This window comes from Humidisolicoccus flavus, from assembly GCF_045689595.1.
GTDB lineage: Bacteria > Actinomycetota > Actinomycetes > Actinomycetales > Microbacteriaceae > Humidisolicoccus > Humidisolicoccus flavus.
The window spans coordinates 1,646,323-1,666,550 of the sequence record NZ_CP142724.1; the positions used below are offsets into that span (position 1 = coordinate 1,646,323).

The following is a 20,228-nucleotide window of genomic DNA, read 5'->3' on the forward strand; positions in this document are numbered from 1 at the left end:
GGTGACCTCTCGACGCGCGCTGTACATCGAGCGGATGATCCTGCTCAACCGAGTGGTTGAGGTCTCGCCATTTTGCTCGCAATCGCCCGACCGCTCCGCTCTGATGGTGTCCAGGAGGAACACAACTCATGGAATTCACCACATTGCGCGCCCAGGGCGTCAGTCAGATTTACGGTTCGAACACTGCCGCGACGACAGCGCTCGACAACGTCTCGATCGAGATCGGAGCGAGCGGCCCAGAAGCCGTCGCCATCATGGGTCCGAGCGGGTCTGGCAAGTCGACGCTGCTGCACGCGCTCGCCGGGATCGCCACCCCAACCAGCGGTAACGTCATGTGGCGCGGTGTCGACATCGCGAGCATGAGCGATGCGGCTCGCACGAAGCTTCGGCGCAGCGCCTTCGGTTTCGTATTCCAAAAGGGGCAACTGCTCCCCGAACTCCCCGCTATCGAGAACGTTGCACTGCCGATGATGCTCGGAGGAATGCCTCGCGCAACCGCCGAGGGTCGCGCCGAGCAACTGTTGCAGCAGCTCGGACTCGGGTTCATGTCGAAGCGTCGACCCGGCGAGCTCTCCGGCGGCCAGGCGCAGCGCGTCGCGATTGCGCGAGCACTCGTGGGCCAACCGGGCATCGTGTTCGCCGATGAGCCAACGGGAGCCCTCGACCAGAACACGGGTGCGCAGGTCATGCAGATGCTGACGCAGATGACCCTCCACTCGGGCGCCTCGCTCGTGCTCGTCACCCACGATCCGAAGGTCGCGGCACAGTGCACCCGGATCGTTCGCCTGCGCGACGGGCGGATCATCTCCGACGATCAGAACACGCCACAGGTTCCAGAGGAAGAACCGCAGGTCGAGACCGCAGGCTACGGCGATGCCCGAGTGCAGGTCGCGAACCAGGCACCATGGGTCACGCAGGAGCAGCACCGATCACCAGTGCCCGCCGCGCAGTACAGCGCCGCGCAGCAATATGGACAGCACGGCCAGACCCAATACGGTCAGGCCCAGCACGGCCAGGCCCAATATGGCCAGGCCCAACACGGCCTAGCCCAGAACAACCGAGTCCAGTACAGCGCTCCTCACCACGGTGGGCCTCAGCACTACGGACAGCCCCAGCAATACAGTGCTCCAGCTCCGCAGCAGGGGACGATTCCGAACCCGATGGCGCCACGCGACCACGGCACCTGGAACGGACAGCAGCGATGAGGGCAGCATTTCGACTCTGGCGGCGCTTCGCCTTCACCGGTGGAATTCGCGTCACCGACGTGCTCGCGATCATCGCGTTTGCAGCGACGACGGCGGTCTCGCTCATCGTCGTCTCCGGCGTGCTCGCCTTTTATGCGCGAGGCCAGTCCAGCAATGACCCAGAAGCGCTCCTGCTCTTCTCCTTGTCGCTCGTTGCGGCAGCACTTCTGCTTCCCGCGGTCGCGGTGCTGGCAACAGCCGCGGTCCGACTGGCGGTGAGTCGCCGAGACGCTCGCCTCTCCGCTCTCCGCCTTGCTGGCGCAACTCGCGGGCAGGTCACTACCATTGCGGTCGCTGACGCGGGGCTGCAAGCGCTCATCGGCGCGCTCATCGGTGTCGGGCTCTCCTATGTACTGACTCCGGCGATCGCCCTGATCAACTTCCAGGGCCGGCCATTCGCACCGGGCGAGCTCACCGTTCCCTGGTGGATCTCGCTGCTGTGCGTCGCCGCCGTCTGCCTTATCGGCCTCGGGTCGGCGCTGCTCTCGCTCATCCGAGTCGCGATCAGTCCGCTCGGCGTTGCCGAACGAGTCACACCGAAGGGACTCAGCTGGATCCGCGCAGCAGTCGTCGTGGTCGCGCTGGTGGCATACGGGGTGGTGACGAACGCTGGCGGTGCCGGAGTCGGAGTCATGATCGCGCTGCTCGCGATCGCGGTCCTCGCGGTCATTTTCGTGGGACCGTTGATCGTGATGCTCGCGGCCACCATCGTGGCGAAGTTCGCGAAGTCTCCGGCCACACTCATCGCGGCTCGACGACTGCAGGACGACCCTCGCGGAGCATTCAACGTCGTCGGAGCAATGTCGATCGCCGTCATGGTCGGAGGTCTTGCAAGCCTCGTCTCCGCGTTCCCCGACGACGGCATGGCCGATATCGCAACCGGCGCGATGCTGACCATCGCGATCTCCGGTGTGCTCGGCGCCGTCCTCGCGGGCGTCTCGCAGGCGGCGAAGATCCTCGACCAGCGCGGTGAGTACCGTGCGCTGCACCTCATTGGGGCGGAACTCGGCCAGCTGCACTCAGCCCGGATCCGAGAAACCTCGATCCCGCTGATCGTGATGGTCGGCTCGACCTTCGTCGGCACGATCGTGCTGCTCACACCCATGATCGGTCTCTGGATCGGCAACCCAGAATCAGTACTGACCTTCATCGGGATGACGCTCGCGGCATGCGCAATCGTGGTCATCGCAACACTGGCCAGCTCCGGTCTCATGCGTCGCGTCGCAACGCAGGACGCCTAGGGCATCGGCACACACGACGTATTTGGCAACGATTCGGGGGAATCCAAACACCCCTGGTGGACACCGCATCCGCGGTGGCACCAGGGGTGTTCGTTCGTTCTCGAACGCTACTTCGTCGCAGAGGCCTCAGGCAGGAGCGGCATCACGTCGTTCGTGAAATCGCCGAGGAACCGCTCCTGATCGTGGCCGGGAGCGTGGAACACGAGATGAGAAAAACCAAGGTCGATGTAGTGCTTGATCTGCGCGGCCACGTCTTCAGGGTCGGAGGAGACGATCCAGCGCTTCGTGACCTGCTCGAGCGGCAGCTCATCAGCAAGTCGCTCCATTTCGAGCGGGCTGTGCACACTGGTCTTCTGCTCCGGGGTCAGCGAGAGTGCCGCCCAGAACCGAGTGTTCTCCTTCGCCTGCTGAAGGTCGCGGTCATAAGAGACCTTGATTTCGATCATGCGGTCGACATCGTCGAACGACCGCTTCCCGAGTTCGGCGCCCTCATGGAGCGAAGCCAGGATCGTGTCGTTGTAGTACTCGTCGCCCTTGCCAGAGGTGCAGATGTGACCGTCGGCAACCCGCGCCGCATACTTCGTGGTGCCCGGCCCACCGCCGGCGACGTAAATCGGAATCCGGCTCGCCGGCCGGTCATAGACCGTTGCACCATCGAGCGAATAGAACTCGCCATCGAAATCGACGCGCTCGCCATCCCAGAGCGCTCGGATCAAGCGCACCGATTCACGAAGCCTGGCAAACCGCTCCTTGATCGGCGGGAACTCGACGCCGATCGCCGTCTCGTTGAGCGCTTCTCCGGTGCCGATTCCGAGAATCCAACGATCCGGGTGCACGCTCGCGAGCGTCGCGAACGCCTGTGCGATCACGGCCGGGTGATATCGGAGCGTCGGCGTGAGCACGCTCGTTCCGAGGGTGATCGTCGAGGTGCGTTCGGCCGCCATACCCAGCCACGTCAAGGCATTCGGAGCGTGTCCTCCCGTGTGACGCCACGGTTGAAAGTGGTCACTCAAGAACGCGCTCGAGTAGCCTTCCGACTCGGCTCGGGCAACGAGTTGCAGCAACTCCGCCGGCGAAAACTGCTCTGCACTTGCTTTGTAGCCATATCGCATAGTCCATCATCGCATTCGCGATGATGGACGCACAGGGTTAACGCTGGTTCGTGGTGAACCGGAGCGACATGTCGGCGAAGTGCGGATCGATATGTCCGTAGCGGTGCGCCGCGAGCGATACCGACTGCTCCCGCAAGAACGGCAGCAACTCGACTCGACCGCTCGTCGTGATCTCGCCGTCCCAGAGCGTAATCGCAGGATTCCCCTGCAGACTCCGGCGGAGCAGCGCATCTTCGCCGGCAATGCGGACGCGGTGCACTCGATGTGCACCAGGCACGTCATGCCAGGTGCCAGGACTCGACTCTTCCTGCAGTCGTGCGAGCGCAGAACCATTGCGGAGGCGACCACGGAATTCCGCGTCGTTCTCGATGACGATCTGCTCGCAGTTGAGCAGTGGCTCATCGAGTTCGGCAAGCTGCACGAGGTTGCTCGGCAGTGCCACCGCACTCGAAATTCGAATCGTTGCGCGAGCTCGTGCCGCGGCAGCCAGGAGGCGAACGAGCTGCCCCATGGTTCCGTGCTCGGTGAGCCTGATCAGCACGTTCGCGGGAACATACCGGATGACGTTGCGTTCAACACCGAGCGCGCTGAGGTCTCGGGCGATACCGAATTCGCTCCGCCACACACTCTCATCGTTCTCCGCAGCGGTGCGGACGCGGTCGAATTCGAGGAAGTCGAGCTTCGGCGTCGCCGCCTCGACGACCGCTGCAACCGCCTGATCGAGACCCGAGAGCACGATGGATTTGCGCGGCGGAGTGAACTGCGGGCTCCAGCTGCCGAGCGCCACGATCCCGTTGGGGCCGCCGAGCTTGGCGCCGGGGCCGACATGCGAGCCTTTCCAGCCGCCGAGCGGATGCTTCCAAGGACGCTGCTGCCCGGCTTCGCCGTTCACGAGGAGACTGCCGGCATTCGCGTTCTGCAACCACTGTTCGACTTCGCCCTGGTCGAGCGAGTAGAGGCCTGCGAGCAAACCGAAGCTCGTTGCGTTCTGCAGCGTGATCGCCTCGTCGAGCGTCTTGGCCTCGAGGATAGCGAGGTGTGGACCGAAGAGTTCGGTGACGTGCGTGAAGGTTCCGCCGGTGACTGCTCGACGAACGCCCGGGCTCCACAGTGTTCCCTCAGCGTTGCGCTGGTTCGGCGTGACCAGCCAGGACTCGCCTTCGGAAAGGCTCGTCAGTGCGGCCAACAGCGCACCGCGGGGTGGCGCGATCAACGGACCGATCTGCGTCTTCGGATCGAGCGCATCGCCAACGACGAGCGCCGAGACCGCGGTCGCGAGTCTCTTGAGGAATCGTTCGTGATGCGCCGGAGGACCCACGAGAATCACCGAACTGATCGCCGTGCACGACTGGCCCGCGTTTCGGAAGGCACCCGCGACGATCGAATGCACTGCGGCGTCGATGTCTGCGCTCGAAGTGACGATCACCGAGTTGCTGCCACTCGCATCGGCGAGGAGACGGAGATCGGGCTTCCATGACAAGAACAACCCGGCGGTCGCGCTCGAGCCTGTCAGGAGCACGCGATCCACCTCGGGAGCCGTGATCAAATATTCGGAGACCGGACCGTCGTCGATCGCGCACAGCACGAGCACATCGCGCGGCACACCAGCCTCCCAGAGGGCTTCGAGCAGCACCGCGGCTGCTCGACGCGCTTCAGGAGCCGGTGAAACGATCACCGCAGAGCCTGCTGCGAGCGCGACGCCGATGCTCTGCGCGGGACTCGTGATCGGCGCACTCCACGCCGAAGCCACGACGCTCAACGTCGCTGGGACAAAGATCGCCCCCGGGTTCGCGGTCAGGACGGAGGACTGTTCCGCAGCGGCACGGAGCGCATCGACCGCTGCGCTCACCTCACCATCTGCATCAGCGAGCGTCATGCCGATCTCGCTCATCATGGTTTCAATGAGCCGGCCTCTGTAGGCGCCGACCGTCACGGCGGCGTCGCGAAGCGAGCGCGCTCGCTCGGTCGCAGACTTGGCAACCCAGGCCGGTTGCGCCTCGCGAGTGCGCTGGATGCGGCGGCTGAGTGTTTCGACGTCCTCGATAAGGTTCAGTTCGACGGTCTTCTCGCCCTGCGTCGACTTCGCTGCTCTCTGGAACAGTTGGGTAGCCCACGCACGGTTTGCTGCGAGCGCCGGATCGGTCAGCGGTTCCGCGACGACGCCCGAGTCGGCATCGGCGTTCGCGATCGAAACGTCGAGCGAGCCAGCGCGATTCTGCGTGCGGAATGGTGCGCTCGGTGCGGTTCCTTCGGAGTCTTGCTCCTTCAGCAACTGCGTCGAAGCCAGGAATCGCTGCAGTTCACGCCCCCAGAGGGTCGTCGAATCGGCGAGTTCCGTGGCCGTCGAGATGATGTGGTCTCCGCTCGAACTCTCGTCGAAGCGGCGGACGAGGTAGTCGCTTGCAGCCGAAAAGGCCTCTGGCAGAACCGCGGGAGCAGAAACCGTGATCCGCGGGAAATCGTTCTTGATGACTTCGATGTGATCATCGGCCATCCCGAGCAGGATCTCCGCTTCGAGTACCTCTCGCGTGCCATGCGAGTCGGCAACTCGCACCGCATAGGCCAAGTCGAAGAGGTTGTGTGAGCCGACTCCGACTCGCGCGACTGCAGCGTGTTCCGGGATGAGGGTGTGTTCGAGGAGCCGACGGAAGTTCGCGTCGATCGCGTCTTTGTCGTCGAGGACGGCCTGCGGCCAGCCTTGCAGCACCGCGTGCGCTCGTTCCATTGCAAGGTTGGCGCCCTTGACGAGGTGAATGCGGATCGGCGCACCGCCACGGTCTCGACGTGCACGAGCCTGAACGACGAGTTTGTCGATGTCGGACTTCGCTTCTGGCAGGTAGGCCTGGACGGTGATGCCGAGTTCGAGGCCACCGAACTCCTGCATCTCCAGCAATCGTTCGAAGACTGCGAAGGTGAGGTCGTGGTGTGCGTACTCCCCGAGGTCGAGGTGCACCCGCTTCGGAGTCGAGGCACTCGCTGCCACTCGATACAGCGGCAGCAGCAATTCGACTGCTGCGGTGACGGTGCCGTCGAAATCCCAGGGTGCGGGATTCACGATGATGTCGTCGATCCGGACCGACACCGAGGGAACGTCGTCGCGTTGCAGGAGTTCTGCCGCCATCGAGAGTGTTGCGACCGGGCCGAGATCGGTCACCGGAGCAAGGTTTGCGGAGGCACCCTTCGCGTGCAGTGCAGCGAGCTGCTTCGCGAGTTTCTGAGGACGTGCGTCGAGGACGAAGTGGCTGACCACACGTCGCAGTGAGCGTCGGACGCTCGGGATCACTGCCTTTGGTGCGAGGATCCCGAAGCCGCCACCGGCCGCGATCGCTGCTTTCAACTGCCAGGAGAGGTATTCGGGCGTGCTCCGGCTCAGTCGCTCCAGGTTTCGCGCGCTGACGATCGCATCGTCGGGACGAACGACTCGGTCGATGAAGTCGCGTGCGAACTGCAATCCCTTCGGATCTTGCAGCAGGCCTTCCAAGCCGTGCGCCGTCTTCTTCGCGGGGTCGCTCGCGAGCGTACTCAGCCACCCTCGCACGGTGTCGATGGTTGACTGCGCGAACGCATCGTCCGTGTCGTGACGACTCGTGAGGACCTGCTGCCGTTCGAGTTGCCGAGCACGTTCCACGGGGTTCTCGATGCGGTCCGGCTGCGGTTTCGGAGCGCGCTTCGGGGGCTTCGGCGCGCGAGGAGCTGGAGTGTCCTGCGCGGGAGTGGCTCCGACAAGCAGATCGTCGAGCGGAGCATCGCTCGCGGGAACGTCTTCGCCAACGAGCCCGGCTCCTGGGAGCCCACCGGCTGGAACGCCGGAGTCGCTCAGGTCGGCGCTTCCGATGCCAGGCCCGGCGAGCCCTGCTCCCGCAAGACCAATAGGGGCCGGGTTTGCGCCGTTTACATTCGGAGCGTCCGGGTTCGTCGCTGGATCACCGACAACGAAATCGGGTGCCTCATCGCCCTCGTCCGAGCCATGCGGGGCTTCCGACGCATCCGGGATACCTGGCAGATCCGGGGCACTCGGCGAATCCGGGGCACTCGGCGCATCCTCTGCGTCCGCTGCAGTGTCGTGACGATTCGCGATGATGTCGTCGAATGAGGGCTCAGTTGCGGTTGTTCCCGCTCGTTCGGCCCCCTCGCGGAAATCAGCGGGTTGCTCGGGAGCTTCGTCAGATGCCGAGGATTCTCCATCGTCGGAGTCGTCGATCGGCGTCAGCCCGAGCGCTGCGAAGGAATCGACGTCCTCGGCGGAGAGGGGCTCAACAACCTCCGTTTTCGCGATCTGCGACCAATCCGGTGCGAGTTGCTCGAACCCCGAGGGCTCGTCTGCTTGTTCCGCTGCGTCAAGCGCTTCGAGCAGTTGTGTCAGCGCAGACGGCTCCTCATCAGCATCATCAGCATCAGTGTCGGCGTCGGCGTCGGCGCTCGATGCCTGTGCTGCGTCGTGACCGGCTGCTACATCGTGGCCGGCTGCTACTTCGGTGCCGGCTGCTGCGCCTGGGTCCACTGCTGCGCCGGTGTCGGCTGCTACGTCGGTGGAGTGATCGAACGCGGGCCCCTCGTTGTCGAATTCAGACTCGGTGGTCTCATCGACTGCGGCATCGTCAGGCTCATCGGGAAGGTCGATCGGTGCTTCGCCAGCGGCCTCGAGATCGGCCGACAATGACCATCCGGAAACAGGGGGAACCTCACCGAGATCGCTCTGCGCGCTCTCCGAAAGTGCTGGCGAAGAGCCTTGCGATTCGCGCTCGTCGTCATCGTTTTGTGGCTCTCGCCCGGTGGGCCCCAGACCATCGGCACTTGTCATCTTCCAAGCCTACGTCTGTGGTCAGGGAGAGTGGGAGGCACGCGCCGCAGTTCCCCATGAGTTCACGCTGTGGAGGGCTCGCACAGCAGGACAAGTCGCCCAGCGGTGCCGCTCGTCAGCGCCGGACCACAGGTGCAGCGCCGGTTCAGCGATTCAGATGCCGTTGGTCGGATCAGGCGCAGTCGCGTGCTCTTCGTTTTTCGATGCATCTGGCGACTTCCGCTGCGAAACGGGTTCTCCCCACACGGAAGGGGCCTCAGCGCGCGTCGGCGGAAGCGCCGTCTCGTTCGCCCAGGCGATGATCGCGGGATCCGCCGGGTACGCGGCGAAATCGATCCCGGTCGCCTGTGAGACATCGACGGTCTTGACCGCGCCCGCACCCTTGCGCAGGAACCGACCACGAACCAGTGCCTTCGCAAAGATCTCGCCATCCACGACGAATCGCTGCTCGATATAGAGGCTGCGATCGTCCGCGCCCACGAAGCGGCTCTCGATGTCGAACTTCACAAAGAGATTCAGTGACTTCCGGTAGGTAATCCGCGAAGCACCGACCACGGCGTAGATCCCGGCGTCCGTGAGTTGCTTCGCAAGCCCCGTGCGATTGGTCAAATGCACGCGACCCATATCGAGGAAACTCAGATACCGTCCGTTGTTCATGTGACCGAGGATGTCGATGTCCGTTGGCAGCACCCGATACGAGATTCGGCTCACGTCGGTGATTCCGAGCTCGGGGCCCTGCTTTCCGCGGAACCCGAAGGCGGCCAGGAATCTCCAGATCATATTCACGTCTCTAGTGTGGCTGATCGTGCAGGGGTCTGCGCGCAGTCGCTTTGCGTGCGTTCGATTTGCACCGAGGGGAGAGAATAGAGGCATGCAGAAGGTGCTGCTCTACTACAAATTCACGCCGATCGCCGACCCAGAGGCGGTGCGGCTCTGGCAGCATGCGCTCTGCACCTCGCTCGGTCTCACCGGTCGCATCATCATCTCGAAGCACGGGATCAACGGCACCGTTGGTGGCGACATGGCCGCGTGCAAGAAGTATGTGCGCGTCACAAAGGAGTTCGCGGGCTTCAAAGACATGGAGTTCAAGTGGTCGAACGGGACCGGTGACGAATTCCCCAAGCTGAGCGTCAAGGCGCGCGATGAGGTCGTTACGTTTGGAGCCCCTGACGAGCTCACCGTCGACGAGAACGGCGTCGTCGGCGGCGGCGTCCACCTCAAGCCCGGCGAACTCCACAAACTGGTTGAAGCGCGAGACGACGTCGTCTTCTTCGACGGGCGGAACAGCTGGGAGGCCGACATCGGCCGCTTCAAAGACGCGATCGTTCCGAACGTGGAGACCACGAAAGACTTCCTCGAAGTCATCGACTCCGGCGAGTACGACCACCTCAAGGACTCCCCCATCGTCACCTATTGCACGGGCGGAATCCGCTGCGAGGTGCTGTCGAGTCTCATGAAGCAGCGAGGCTTCAACGAGGTGTATCAACTCGACGGCGGGATCGTGAAGTACGGCGAATCCTTCGGGAACAGTGGACTGTGGGAGGGCTCGCTGTACGTCTTCGACAACCGGCAGTCGATCGACTTCGGCGGCCAGGCCGCACTCGTTGGAACCTGTCATGCCTGCGGAACGGCAACGAACAACATCGAGAACTGCAGCGAACAGACCTGCAAACGCAAAATGACGACGTGCGAGGACTGCGCAAGGAAGTCACCACTGTGCGAGTCACACGCCCAGTCGGCACTCGAACCTGCGGCGGATCCAGCGACAAGTTGAACCTCCGCGAAGCGCCGCGCTGGGTAGTCTTATACCCATGAGCGAAGGCGCACCCGGGAATACACACGCGATGTCCTACACGGTCGAGCGTGCGAATGCCCTCGACACTGATTCGCTCCTCGAACTGCTCGACGGCGCGAACGCGATCGACGAGAAAGTGCAGCGGTATCGCGATCGCATTGCAACGACGCTCGAAAACGGCGGGCACATGGTGGTCGTCGCTCGATCCGGAAAAGCCGTCGTCGGCTACGCAGCGGCGCAAGACTACGGCCCGGCCGCAGCGCAGCGCGGCTCTGTCGCTCGAATCCACGACCTCTGGGTCGACCCTTCCGCAAGAAATCAAGGAATCGGCGCCGCCTTGTTCGCCGCGGTGCGTGCATGGGCCGAAAGCGAGACCCGCATCGAGTTCCTGCAGTGGCAGTCGAGCGCGACCGCAGCGCAGTTCTATGCCCACCTCGGTCTGCAAAGCCACAGTGGACCGAATGATCAACCGAAATTCGAAATCGACGTTCATCTTCCTGGACGTCGATCCTGAAGGAGGACTCCATGGCTGTTCGCGCGCTACTCGCGACGAAAGAATCGACGAAACTCACCACGATCGACGAAGCAGAGTTGCTTGAAGGAACCGGTCGCTCAGAGGGCGATGTCACGGTCAACATCTCGCACTCGAGCATCAACTTCAAAGACGGGATGGCGCTCACGGGCCGCCCCGGGATCGTCAAGGAGTTTCCGCTCGTGCCCGGCATCGATCTGGTCGGCACGGTCGCAGAGGATTCCGCATCGTTCTCGGCGGGTGACCGTGTGCTGATCAACGGCAACGGCCTCGGCGAAACCCACCACGGTGGCTTCGCCGAGATCGGGCGGTTTCCTGCGGACTGGCTCACCCGAGTTCCTGAGAACTTCTCGGACATTGAAGCCGCTGCGATCGGCACGGCCGGGTTCACCGCAATGCTCAGTGTCCTCGCACTCGAACGCGCGGGCGTGACCGCGGGGAGCGAAACCCTCGTGACGGGCGCCGCCGGTGGTGTCGGATCGGTTGCGATCGCGTTGCTGTCGAAGCTCGGCCACCGCGTCACCGCCTCGACCGGACGAATCGACGAGGAAGGCGACTGGCTTCGAGCGCTCGGCGCCGCAGAGCTGCTCGACCGCAACGAGCTCAGTGAAGAGAACGACGCTCCCCTGCAATCTGCGCGCTGGGACGCCGCGGTCGATTCCGTCGGCGGGACGACGCTCGCGAACGTGCTCGCTCAGACCAAGCGGCACGGTCACGTCACGGCATGCGGGCTCGTGGGCGGGATGAGCATTCCTGCGAATGTCGGCCCGTTCATTCTTCGCGCGGTGACACTGCACGGCGTGAACTCCGTCTTCGAGACCCCGGAGATCCGCGATGAGGCATGGAGCCGGCTCGCGACCGACCTGGATCCGAAACTGCTCGCGAGCACGATTCGCGTCGTCGGACTCAGCGATGCAATCGAGGTCGCGAACGAGATCATTGCCGGCAGAGTCCGCGGCCGAACAGTCGTTGACGTCCGAGCCTGAGACGACAAAAAACTCGCCAGCTCCGCAGTGCGGGCTGGCGAGTTTTTTGTGAGCCTGCATGTGGATTCGCGTTGCCGCGGCCCACGCTCGTGCTCGGTGATGCCTTAGCGGCGACCGCCGAAGATTGCGAGGAGCACTCCACCGACCACGACCACGGTCGCACCGGCTGCAGCGGCAAACCATGGGGTCGGGTTGCTCTCGAACGATGCCTTTGCTCGATCTGCGGTTCGCTGAGCGACCTTCGCCGGGTTGACTCGATCCTCGATCTCGTTGAGCGCTGCGCTCAACTCGGCGCGAGTCTGGTCGATGTGCGCCTGGCGCTTTCCTGCGGAGAGGTTTTCGTCTGCCATCAGAATTCACCTTCTTCTTTCGCAGTGCGAGCTGCGTCATTGCCGATACCGCGGACGACGTTGACGTCGCGGCGGATGCTCTCGAGTGAATCGGTCGGGGTCATCGGTACCCCGCGCTTGATCAGACCAATGCCGCTGAGCGCGAGAATCGCGATGAGAAGGAGGAGTCCACCGGCGACGATCAGCGCGGCCAGCCACGGTTCGAAGACCGTTGCGAGACCGAGAACCGCTGCGGTGAGGAGCACTCCGAGGAGGAACAGCGCGAGAATTCCGGCGACGGCGAGCAGCGCTCCACCGACTCCGAGCTTCTTAACCTTGCCGGTGACCTCGGCCTTCAAGCCTGCAATCTCGGCTTTGACGAGATCAATGAGGAGACCGGGAACTTCAGCGATCAGTTCACCAAGAGACCTGCGCTCCGCCATTATGACTTCTTCGTGCGGCGTGTGATTTTGTTGATCGCCTTGCCAGCTGCGTCGCTTGCTGCTTCTGCAACCTTCGGTGCCTGCGTTTCAACGAACTGCTCAACCTGGTCGCGCTGCTTTTGCACGACGGGAGCGTTCCAAAGCTTGTCTGCTGCGGTCGCGATCTGCTCGTAGCGCTGACGGCCTGCCTTTGCTCCGAGTACGTAGCCGATTCCCACACCGACGACGAAGAGAAGTTTGCCCCTCATGTTGGTCTCCATTCTCTAATGCGTGCGGGCGCGTTGCCCAGCAACCACCCTACTGCCGCAAGGCTGAGGAACCACAGAATTTTGCCGTGAGCGATACGCAAATCGTCTTCTGGTTCGCCTCGTTTGGAGCATTTCGACTCGCGAGCGCGTTTGTCCCGCGCTTTTCCTGGCCGCGTACCCCGAATCTCTGCGGTGAACAGGACCGTCTCGGCGCCATCTCGATCACTCACGTCTGCGTTATGGACCCGTGTTCGCGCGCGTTTTCTGGGGTCGCAGGTCGAGCCGCGGTCTTCCGAGCACTGAATCTCATTGGAGCGGGTGATCCGCTCCGGTGCCTCGCCCGGGAGTCGCCCGGCACTTCGCGAGGGATTCGCCTCGCCGAGCCGGGTTCGGAGTCTTCTCGGACGTCAGCAACATTGCCGTGTCTGAGAAGGATCGGCCCACGCAAGCCGAGGTGCCCCCGAGTCCCCAGTCGAGGGCACCGTCTGTGGGCGGCGACGTAGCAAACGAAGCCGCAAAGTCTGGGCAGGCACGAATCGCCGCCTGCTTGAGTACGCGCTCATCACGCGACGGGAATCCGAGCTCGGCTGCGAGGCGGCCGGGCGCAGAGCAACTGCGCGCAGCACGGCCGGACGCAGCACGGCCGGACGCAGAGCGACTGAGCACGAGCACTGGTGGTTGTGCGCGCTGCTGGTTGCGATTCACTGTGTTCCGTCGTGTGTGTCGAGGTTCATGCTCCGCGAACTGATTGCGACTGGGAAGGCACGCACAGGAACGCGGAGGGACCACTCGAAGAATGAGTGTTCCAACTGTTTCAACGACGCGAACGCGGGATCATCTCCTGCATTCACCAGGTCTGCGCAATTCGACACCGGGGCCGTTCAACAACCGTCGTGCGACCGCGAAACGCCCGCGGATTTTCGACTTCGGCGTGTCGGAAGAATCAGTTTGCACGTCTTTTCCGGCGCCCTCCGAGCGCTCTCCACAAGCACCTTCGGCGCGAACTCGCGGTTGTGTCGGTGGTCGGTGGAAACATGTGGAGGGATTGTGGACAAATTTGTGGAAAGACACAGCATGTAGTGCCGGGTTCGTGTCAGTGGCACCACATATAGTGGAGATCTACTTACGAACAACGCTTCACCAAGACACGAACTCCGCAGAAAAGAGGCATCTCATGGCGATCACGGTTTACTCAAAGCCAGCATGCGTGCAGTGCACCGCAACGTACCGCGCGCTCGATGCTCAGGGCATCGAATACCAAATCTTCGATGTGACCGCTGACGAAAAGGCGCTCAACACGGTCAAGGACCTCGGCTACATGCAGGCACCCGTCGTTGTCACCGATGGCGACCACTGGTCCGGCTTCCGCCCAGACAAGATCTCAGCGCTCGTCGCAGCGTAATTTTTCGTGACGAGCACCCGAATGACTTCGATCGTGTACTTCTCCAGCGTCTCGGGCAACACTGCCCGATTCGTTGAGAAGCTCGGCCGATCAGCCAATCGGATTCCGCTCCACGCAAAAGACGAACCGCTCGTGCAGAACGAGCCCTATGTCCTCATCGTCCCGACGTACGGGGGCGGCGACGGCAAGGGTGCGGTTCCAAAGCAAGTCATTAAGTTCCTCAATGACGAGCAAAACCGGCGTCAACTGCGCGGAGTCATCAGCGCAGGAAACACCAACTTCGGGTCTGCCTATGGGCTCGCCGGCGACATCATCGCCCGGAAATGCGATGTTCCCCACCTGTACCGATTTGAACTCTTCGGAACACCAGACGACGTGAGAGTCGTCACGGAAGGATTAGACGAACTGTGGCAACAGTGACAACCCAGGAAAGCGCGCCGGTCCAGACTGGGCTCGACTTCCACTCGCTGAACGCGATGCTGAACCTCTACGGTCCAAACGGCGAAATCCAGTTTGAAAAAGACCGCGAAGCTGCGAACCAGTACTTCTTGCAGCACGTCAACCAGAACACGGTCTTCTTCCACTCGCTCAAAGAGAAGCTCGACTACCTCGTCGAGAACGAGTACTACGAGAAGCAGGTCCTCGACCAGTACTCCTTCGAGTTCATCAAGGGCCTGATGAAGCGTGCCTACGGGTACAAGTTCCGCTTCCCCACGTTCCTGGGCGCCTTCAAGTACTACACCTCGTACACGCTGAAGACCTTCGACGGCCAGCGCTACCTCGAACGCTACGAAGACCGCGTCGTCAACGTTGCCCTCGCACTCGCCCGTGGCGACGAGCGCCAGGCAGAAGCCTTCGTCGACGAAATCGTCAACGGCCGCTTCCAGCCGGCAACCCCGACCTTCCTGAACGCCGGCAAGCGCCAGCGCGGCGAGCTCGTTTCATGCTTCCTGCTCCGCATCGAAGACAACATGGAGTCGATTGGTCGCTCGATCAACTCCGCACTGCAGCTCTCGAAGCGCGGCGGCGGCGTTGCCTTCAACCTCACGAACATTCGCGAATACGGCGCACCGATCAAGCAGATCAAGAACCAGTCCTCCGGCATCATCCCCGTGATGAAGCTGTTCGAAGACTCATTCAGCTACGCGAACCAGCTGGGTGCCCGCCAGGGCGCCGGTGCGGTGTACCTCCAGGCACACCACCCGGACATCATGCGCTTCCTCGACACCAAGCGTGAGAACGCTGACGAGAAGATCCGCATCAAGACCCTCTCGCTCGGAGTTGTCGTTCCAGACATCACCTTCGAACTCGCGAAGAAGGACGAGGACATGTACCTGTTCTCGCCGTACGACGTCGAGAAGGTGTACGGCGTTCCGTTCTCCGACATCTCGGTCACCGAGAAGTACCACGAGATGGTCGACGACGCTCGCATCACGAAGAAGAAGATCAAGGCTCGTGAGTTCTTCCAGACGCTCGCCGAGATCCAGTTCGAGTCGGGCTACCCGTACATCATGTTCGAAGACACGGTGAACCGCGAGAACCCGATCGACGGCCGCATCAACATGTCCAACCTGTGCAGCGAGATCCTGCAGGTCAACACCCCGACGACCTACAACATGGACCTCGGCTACGACACCATCGGGAAGGACATCTCCTGCAACCTCGGTAGCCTCAACATCGCACTCACGATGGACTCGCCAGACTTCGGCAAGACCATCGAGACCGCGATCCGCGCGCTCACCTCGGTCTCGGACCAGTCGCACATCGGCTCCGTTCCCTCGATCGCTCGAGGCAACGACATGTCGCACGCGATCGGCCTCGGCCAGATGAACCTGCACGGCTTCCTCGGTCGTGAGCGGATCTTCTACGGCAGTGAAGAAGCACTCGACTTCACCAACATCTACTTCTACGCAGTCCTCTTCCACTGCCTGCGCGCTTCGAACCTGATCGCTCAGGAAACCGGCGAGACCTTCGAAGGCTTCGAGCGTTCGAAGTACGCAAGTGGCGAGTTCTTCGACAAGTACGTGAACCGCGAGTGGGCTCCAGAGACCGAGCGCGTTCGTGAACTGTTCGCCAAGGTGAACATTCACATCCCAACGCAGGAGGACTGGCGTGCACTGAGCGCTCTCGTTCAGGAGTACGGGATCTACAACCAGAACCTCCAGGCTGTTCCGCCGACCGGTTCGATCTCGTACATCAACAACTCGACCTCGTCGATCCACCCGATCGCCTCGAAGATCGAGATCCGTAAAGAAGGCAAGATCGGCCGCGTGTACTACCCGGCTCCGTTCATGACGAACGACAACCTGGAGTACTTCCAGGACGCCTACGAAATCGGACCAGAGAAGATCATCGACACCTACGCGGCTGCAACCCAGCACGTCGATCAGGGCCTGTCGCTCACGCTGTTCTTCAAAGACACGGCGAGCACGCGCGACATCAACAAGGCGCAGATCTACGCATGGCGCAAGGGAATCAAGACCATCTACTACATCCGCCTCCGTCAGCTGGCCCTCGAGGGCACAGAGGTTGACGGCTGCGTGAGCTGCATGCTCTAGGCCCGGACGGAATCGATCATGACTGTAGAAAACGTGCTGCCCACGGGCGAGAAGCGAACGCACCTCGTCCAGGCAATCAACTGGAACCGCATCCCCGACGAGAAAGACCTCGAAGTCTGGAACCGTCTGGTGAACAACTTCTGGCTGCCAGAGAAGGTGCCGCTGTCGAACGACGTGCAGTCGTGGGGCACCCTCACTGAAGACGAGAAACTGCTCACGATGCGGGTCTTCACCGGCCTGACCCTGCTCGACACGATCCAGGGCACCGTTGGTGCGGTTTCACTGATCCCAGACGCGCTCACCCCGCACGAAGAAGCGGTGTACACCAACATCGCCTTCATGGAATCGGTGCACGCGAAGAGCTACTCCTCGATCTTCTCGACCCTCGCGTCGACCAAGGAGATCGACGACGCGTTCCGCTGGTCCACCGAGAACCCGTACCTGCAGCGCAAGGCGGAGATCATCCTCGACTACTACGAGGGCGACGACCCACTGAAGCGCAAGGTCGCCTCGACGCTGCTCGAATCGTTCTTGTTCTACTCGGGCTTCTACCTGCCGATGTACTGGTCGAGCCGCGCGAAGCTCACCAACACTGCAGACCTCATTCGCCTCATCATTCGTGACGAGGCAGTGCACGGGTACTACATCGGGTACAAGTTCCAGAAGGGACTTGACGCGGTGTCGCCGGAGAAGCGTGAAGAAATCAAGGACTACACCTACACGCTCATGTACGAACTGTACGAAAACGAAGTGAAGTACACCGCCGACCTGTACGACGGCGTTGGCCTCACGGAAGACGTCAAGAAGTTCCTGCACTACAACGCGAACAAGGCGCTCATGAACCTCGGCTTCGAGCCGCTGTTCCCCTCGACCGTCACTGACGTGAACCCTGCGATCCTGTCGGCGCTCAGCCCGAACGCCGACGAGAACCACGACTTCTTCTCGGGTTCAGGTTCCTCGTACGTCATCGGCAAGGCAGTCTCCACCGAAGACGAAGACTGGGACTTCTAAGTTCCGGACCACCCAAGAGCCCGGCCTCGATTCATTTCGAGGCCGGGCTTTTCGCTACCCGCGTGCTTGCGCTGAATCCGCGATACACCGGGCGAACTCAACGGCGAGCCCGCGCTTCACGACGAATCTTCAGACCTCCCGTGCGTGCACCCGACACCATCCCTTGCGCCGTGCGGTCCCGCGGTCCATTGGGTGACACACTGGAAACAGCACACGCGAGCGAGCACCGACGAGGAGACACTTTGGCGCGACCGCGCAAGACGACCGCCCGAGCATCCGCCGATGAATCCGGCAGACCCACGATCGGGGCAGCGGTGCCGACCTTGACAGTCTCGGTCGTGATCCCCGTAAAAGATGACGGAGAGCTCCTGCGACGGTGCCTCGAAGCACTCAAGATGCAGACGAGACAGCCGGATGAAGTGATCGTCGTCGACAACCAATCGAGCGATGACTCCGCTGAAATCGCCCGGGCCTCCGGCGCCCGCGTGGTCGAGTGCGCGACCCCGGGTATCCCTGCCGCGAGCGCCACCGGCTATGACGCTGCGATCGGGAACTGCATCCTTCGGCTCGACGCCGACTGCATCCCTGGCCGCCAGTGGGTAGAGGTCATGGCGGAGGCTTTCGAGGCACAACCCGATGTCGCGGCGTTCACCGGTGGCGCACGATTCATCGACGGACCGCGCAGATTGCAGCGACCTCTCGCTGCCGCCTATCTCGGTGTCTATGCCATCGTGACAGCACCTGCCCTCGGACACGCACCACTGTTCGGCTCGAACCTCGGCATCCGTCGATCAGCTTGGCGTGCGGTCCGTCACCGCCTGCACCTCGCGCCGAATGTTCACGATGATCTTGATTTGGCCTATCACCTCGGTGAGCGACATCGAATCCGAGTGTTGGCAAATGCCGAGATGGGGATTTCGATGCGACCGTTCTTCACGGCCCGCGGCTTTGCTCGCCGCACGGAATGGGGGGCGCGCACCGTCATACGACACTGGCCTCAGGATTTTCCGACGGTTCGCTGGTTGAAACTGGCGATGCTCCGGCAACGGTTCGGTTCGCCCGCATCTTCGAAGCGGCGCCCATGAACGGCTCGACAGAGCGCCAGCATCGAGCAACGACGCGCATTATGAGCTTCAACATTCGTCGTCCGATGCGCGAATGGCCGTGGAACCGGGCTGATCACTGGAGTGTTCGCGAGTCTCGCCTCCGTGCGCTCGTACAGGCGGAGCGTCCTACGGTGCTGGCAGCGCAGGAGGTGTTCCCTGCGCAAGCTCGTTCAGTGCAATCCGCCCTGGGACCCCAGTATCGAAAGATCGGTTACGGAAGGTCGCGAGATGGCCGCGGCGAGGCGTGCCCTGTGTTTTATGACGCTTCGAGGTTGGAACTGCGCGAGTGGCGTCAATTTGCACTGTCGGACACTCCGGAAGTCCCCGGTTCCCGCTCCTGGGGCAGCGTGTTCCCGCGAGTCGTCGTCAGCGCGGTGTTCCGCGACCGAACGACGTCGGCGCTGTTCCGACTGATGAACACGCATCTCGATCCCTTCAGCGGGCGAGCGCGGAGTCGCGCGGCGGACGTGATCCGCACCCATGTCGCCAGCAGCGCTGAACCAGTCGTCGTGACGGGAGATTTGAATGCTGCACCGGGGTCGACTGCTCTCGAGCTACTGCAGCAGGACGGGACCCTTGTTGATGCTTGGCAGGCGGCGAACGAGCGCTCGACCCCCGAGTACGGCACTTTTCAGAACTATCGCCAACCGCGCCCCGGCCGTCGAATCGACTGGATCCTGACCACCCCGACGATCTCGGTGGAACGGGTCGCCATCGACCCGACTCGATATCTCGGTGGCTGGGCTTCGGATCACCTGCCGATACAGGCGGAGGTTGTCATTCCTCACCGTGAAGGGAACGCATGATCACGAACTTTCTTCGTCCGCCGACGAGCCTGTCCGAGTGGATTGCCGATGTACTGCGAGTCGTCGGCCTGCTCGGTGTCGTGGTCGCGGGAATCTGGCTCTCGCCCACGGACGCCGGAATTCTGGCGCTCACGCTCCCGGCACTGGTGCTGCCGAGGTTCATCGGCGCCCGAGCGGGATTCGACATCGTGTTCTCGGTTGTCGTCCTCGTTGCCGCTTGGAGCAACATCCTCGATCTGTACCGCACGCTCATCGGCTGGGACAAGGCCATTCACTTGCTCTGCACCGCCGTCATTGCGCCCATGGTCTATCTCTTGCTCGCTCACTGTGAGATCGTTCCGCGGCCGGGTCATGATGGCGTGCGCACGCGAGTTGCCGTGACGATGTCGACCACGATCGGACTTGCGGTGAGTGCGGTGTGGGAAATGATCGAGTGGGTCGGTTTCGTGGTGTTCACCGATGAGATTTATGTCGAGTACCACGACACCATCGGCGACATGGCCATCGGTGGGCTCGGCGCCCTTTTGGCCGGTTTCGTGCTGTCCCGGGCGCGGCTGACCCGAACCCTTCCGCTCTCGCACCGCTGAGCGTTCGCCGGCCCGAACGCCCGGCGC

The 20,228-nt window shown here is 62.6% G+C and carries 18 protein-coding genes; 12 read left to right on the forward strand and 6 right to left on the reverse strand.

Going from position 1 to position 20,228, the window contains the following annotated elements; translation table 11 throughout:
- Positions 1 to 128: 128 nt before the first annotated feature.
- Positions 129 to 1,205: an ATP-binding cassette domain-containing protein gene (locus U2H20_RS07870; RefSeq protein WP_430591742.1), complete on the forward strand. Its 1,077-nt coding sequence runs from the start codon at positions 129 to 131 to the stop codon at positions 1,203 to 1,205.
- Positions 1,202 to 2,485 carry an FtsX-like permease family protein gene (locus U2H20_RS07875; RefSeq protein ID WP_430591743.1) on the forward strand — a complete coding sequence of 428 codons (1,284 nt, stop codon included), beginning with the start codon at positions 1,202 to 1,204 and terminating at the stop codon, positions 2,483 to 2,485. The genes U2H20_RS07870 and U2H20_RS07875 overlap by 4 nt, the downstream gene beginning before the upstream one ends.
- A 107-nt stretch (positions 2,486 to 2,592) precedes the next feature.
- Here U2H20_RS07875 and fgd read toward each other — a convergent pair whose 3' ends face one another.
- The 3 genes from fgd to U2H20_RS07890 form a co-directional block, all read right to left on the reverse strand.
- Positions 2,593 to 3,597: a glucose-6-phosphate dehydrogenase (coenzyme-F420) gene (gene fgd, locus U2H20_RS07880; RefSeq protein WP_430591744.1), complete on the reverse strand. Its 1,005-nt coding sequence runs from the start codon at positions 3,595 to 3,597 to the stop codon at positions 2,593 to 2,595.
- A 37-nt stretch (positions 3,598 to 3,634) separates the two neighbouring features.
- Complete coding sequence (locus tag U2H20_RS07885; RefSeq protein WP_430591745.1) at positions 3,635 to 8,398, reverse strand: proline dehydrogenase family protein; 4,764 nt, start codon at positions 8,396 to 8,398, stop codon at positions 3,635 to 3,637.
- Positions 8,399 to 8,551: 153 nt separating this feature from the next.
- On the reverse strand, positions 8,552 to 9,178 hold the full coding sequence (locus U2H20_RS07890) for an acyl-CoA thioesterase (RefSeq protein ID WP_430593614.1): 627 nt from the start codon (positions 9,176 to 9,178) through the stop codon (positions 8,552 to 8,554).
- Positions 9,179 to 9,269: 91 nt separating this feature from the next.
- Between U2H20_RS07890 and U2H20_RS07895 the strand changes: the two genes are divergently transcribed.
- From U2H20_RS07895 to U2H20_RS07905, 3 genes are read left to right on the forward strand one after another with little or no spacing between them, the layout of a single operon-like run.
- Positions 9,270 to 10,172, forward strand: a complete 903-nt coding sequence (locus U2H20_RS07895; protein ID WP_430591746.1) for a rhodanese-related sulfurtransferase — start codon at positions 9,270 to 9,272, stop codon at positions 10,170 to 10,172.
- A 37-nt stretch (positions 10,173 to 10,209) separates the two neighbouring features.
- The gene (locus tag U2H20_RS07900; protein WP_430591747.1) at positions 10,210 to 10,707 is read left to right on the forward strand and encodes an N-acetyltransferase family protein; all 498 of its coding nucleotides are present in this window, start codon (positions 10,210 to 10,212) and stop codon (positions 10,705 to 10,707) included.
- A gap of 11 nt (positions 10,708 to 10,718) precedes the next feature.
- Positions 10,719 to 11,711, forward strand: a complete 993-nt coding sequence (locus U2H20_RS07905; RefSeq protein WP_430591748.1) for an MDR family oxidoreductase — start codon at positions 10,719 to 10,721, stop codon at positions 11,709 to 11,711.
- A gap of 104 nt (positions 11,712 to 11,815) precedes the next feature.
- Here U2H20_RS07905 and U2H20_RS07910 read toward each other — a convergent pair whose 3' ends face one another.
- The 3 genes from U2H20_RS07910 to U2H20_RS07920 are packed head-to-tail and all read right to left on the reverse strand — an operon-like array spanning position 11,816 to position 12,731.
- The gene (locus U2H20_RS07910) at positions 11,816 to 12,061 is read right to left on the reverse strand and encodes a DUF3618 domain-containing protein (protein WP_430591749.1); all 246 of its coding nucleotides are present in this window, start codon (positions 12,059 to 12,061) and stop codon (positions 11,816 to 11,818) included.
- A complete protein-coding gene (locus U2H20_RS07915) occupies positions 12,061 to 12,483 on the reverse strand; it encodes a phage holin family protein (RefSeq protein WP_430591750.1) in 423 nt (140 codons plus the stop codon). The genes U2H20_RS07910 and U2H20_RS07915 overlap by 1 nt, the downstream gene beginning before the upstream one ends.
- Positions 12,483 to 12,731, reverse strand: coding sequence for a hypothetical protein (locus tag U2H20_RS07920; RefSeq protein WP_430591751.1), 249 nt, complete (start codon positions 12,729 to 12,731; stop codon positions 12,483 to 12,485). Before U2H20_RS07920 ends, U2H20_RS07915 begins: the two co-directional genes overlap by 1 nt.
- Before the next feature lie 1,174 nt (positions 12,732 to 13,905).
- Between U2H20_RS07920 and nrdH the strand changes: the two genes are divergently transcribed.
- From nrdH to U2H20_RS07955, 7 genes are all read left to right on the forward strand, one after another.
- Positions 13,906 to 14,133, forward strand: coding sequence for a glutaredoxin-like protein NrdH (gene nrdH, locus U2H20_RS07925; RefSeq protein WP_430591752.1), 228 nt, complete (start codon positions 13,906 to 13,908; stop codon positions 14,131 to 14,133).
- Between the two features lie 21 nt (positions 14,134 to 14,154).
- Positions 14,155 to 14,553, forward strand: coding sequence for a class Ib ribonucleoside-diphosphate reductase assembly flavoprotein NrdI (nrdI, locus tag U2H20_RS07930; protein ID WP_430591753.1), 399 nt, complete (start codon positions 14,155 to 14,157; stop codon positions 14,551 to 14,553).
- A 56-nt stretch (positions 14,554 to 14,609) separates the two neighbouring features.
- Positions 14,610 to 16,691: a class 1b ribonucleoside-diphosphate reductase subunit alpha gene (gene nrdE / locus U2H20_RS07935; protein ID WP_430593615.1), complete on the forward strand. Its 2,082-nt coding sequence runs from the start codon at positions 14,610 to 14,612 to the stop codon at positions 16,689 to 16,691.
- 18 nt (positions 16,692 to 16,709) lie between these two features.
- Positions 16,710 to 17,702 carry a class 1b ribonucleoside-diphosphate reductase subunit beta gene (nrdF, locus tag U2H20_RS07940; protein ID WP_430591754.1) on the forward strand — a complete coding sequence of 331 codons (993 nt, stop codon included), beginning with the start codon at positions 16,710 to 16,712 and terminating at the stop codon, positions 17,700 to 17,702.
- A gap of 338 nt (positions 17,703 to 18,040) precedes the next feature.
- Entirely contained in the window at positions 18,041 to 18,787 is a 747-nt protein-coding gene (locus U2H20_RS07945; RefSeq protein WP_430591755.1) for a glycosyltransferase family A protein, read from the forward strand.
- Positions 18,784 to 19,614, forward strand: a complete 831-nt coding sequence (locus tag U2H20_RS07950) for an endonuclease/exonuclease/phosphatase family protein (RefSeq protein WP_430591756.1) — start codon at positions 18,784 to 18,786, stop codon at positions 19,612 to 19,614. The genes U2H20_RS07945 and U2H20_RS07950 overlap by 4 nt, the downstream gene beginning before the upstream one ends.
- Entirely contained in the window at positions 19,611 to 20,201 is a 591-nt protein-coding gene (locus U2H20_RS07955) for a DUF2238 domain-containing protein (protein ID WP_430591757.1), read from the forward strand. The genes U2H20_RS07950 and U2H20_RS07955 overlap by 4 nt, the downstream gene beginning before the upstream one ends.
- The last annotated feature ends 27 nt before the right edge of the window (positions 20,202 to 20,228 follow it).

Excerpts from the sequence above, each read along its gene's own strand:
- U2H20_RS07870 (WP_430591742.1), top strand. The coding sequence starts at position 129 with ATGGAATTCACCACATTGCGCGCCCAGGGCGTCAGTCAGATTTACGGT.
- U2H20_RS07875 (WP_430591743.1), top strand. The coding sequence starts at position 1,202 with ATGAGGGCAGCATTTCGACTCTGGCGGCGCTTCGCCTTCACCGGTGGA.
- fgd (WP_430591744.1), bottom strand. The coding sequence starts at position 3,597 with ATGCGATATGGCTACAAAGCAAGTGCAGAGCAGTTTTCGCCGGCGGAG.
- U2H20_RS07885 (WP_430591745.1), bottom strand. The coding sequence starts at position 8,398 with ATGACAAGTGCCGATGGTCTGGGGCCCACCGGGCGAGAGCCACAAAAC.
- U2H20_RS07890 (WP_430593614.1), bottom strand. The coding sequence starts at position 9,178 with ATGATCTGGAGATTCCTGGCCGCCTTCGGGTTCCGCGGAAAGCAGGGC.
- U2H20_RS07895 (WP_430591746.1), top strand. The coding sequence starts at position 9,270 with ATGCAGAAGGTGCTGCTCTACTACAAATTCACGCCGATCGCCGACCCA.
- U2H20_RS07900 (WP_430591747.1), top strand. The coding sequence starts at position 10,210 with ATGAGCGAAGGCGCACCCGGGAATACACACGCGATGTCCTACACGGTC.
- U2H20_RS07905 (WP_430591748.1), top strand. The coding sequence starts at position 10,719 with ATGGCTGTTCGCGCGCTACTCGCGACGAAAGAATCGACGAAACTCACC.
- U2H20_RS07910 (WP_430591749.1), bottom strand. The coding sequence starts at position 12,061 with ATGGCAGACGAAAACCTCTCCGCAGGAAAGCGCCAGGCGCACATCGAC.
- U2H20_RS07915 (WP_430591750.1), bottom strand. The coding sequence starts at position 12,483 with ATGGCGGAGCGCAGGTCTCTTGGTGAACTGATCGCTGAAGTTCCCGGT.
- U2H20_RS07920 (WP_430591751.1), bottom strand. The coding sequence starts at position 12,731 with ATGAGGGGCAAACTTCTCTTCGTCGTCGGTGTGGGAATCGGCTACGTA.
- nrdH (WP_430591752.1), top strand. The coding sequence starts at position 13,906 with ATGGCGATCACGGTTTACTCAAAGCCAGCATGCGTGCAGTGCACCGCA.
- nrdI (WP_430591753.1), top strand. The coding sequence starts at position 14,155 with ATGACTTCGATCGTGTACTTCTCCAGCGTCTCGGGCAACACTGCCCGA.
- nrdE (WP_430593615.1), top strand. The coding sequence starts at position 14,610 with ATGCTGAACCTCTACGGTCCAAACGGCGAAATCCAGTTTGAAAAAGAC.
- nrdF (WP_430591754.1), top strand. The coding sequence starts at position 16,710 with ATGACTGTAGAAAACGTGCTGCCCACGGGCGAGAAGCGAACGCACCTC.
- U2H20_RS07950 (WP_430591756.1), top strand. The coding sequence starts at position 18,784 with ATGAACGGCTCGACAGAGCGCCAGCATCGAGCAACGACGCGCATTATG.
- U2H20_RS07955 (WP_430591757.1), top strand. The coding sequence starts at position 19,611 with ATGATCACGAACTTTCTTCGTCCGCCGACGAGCCTGTCCGAGTGGATT.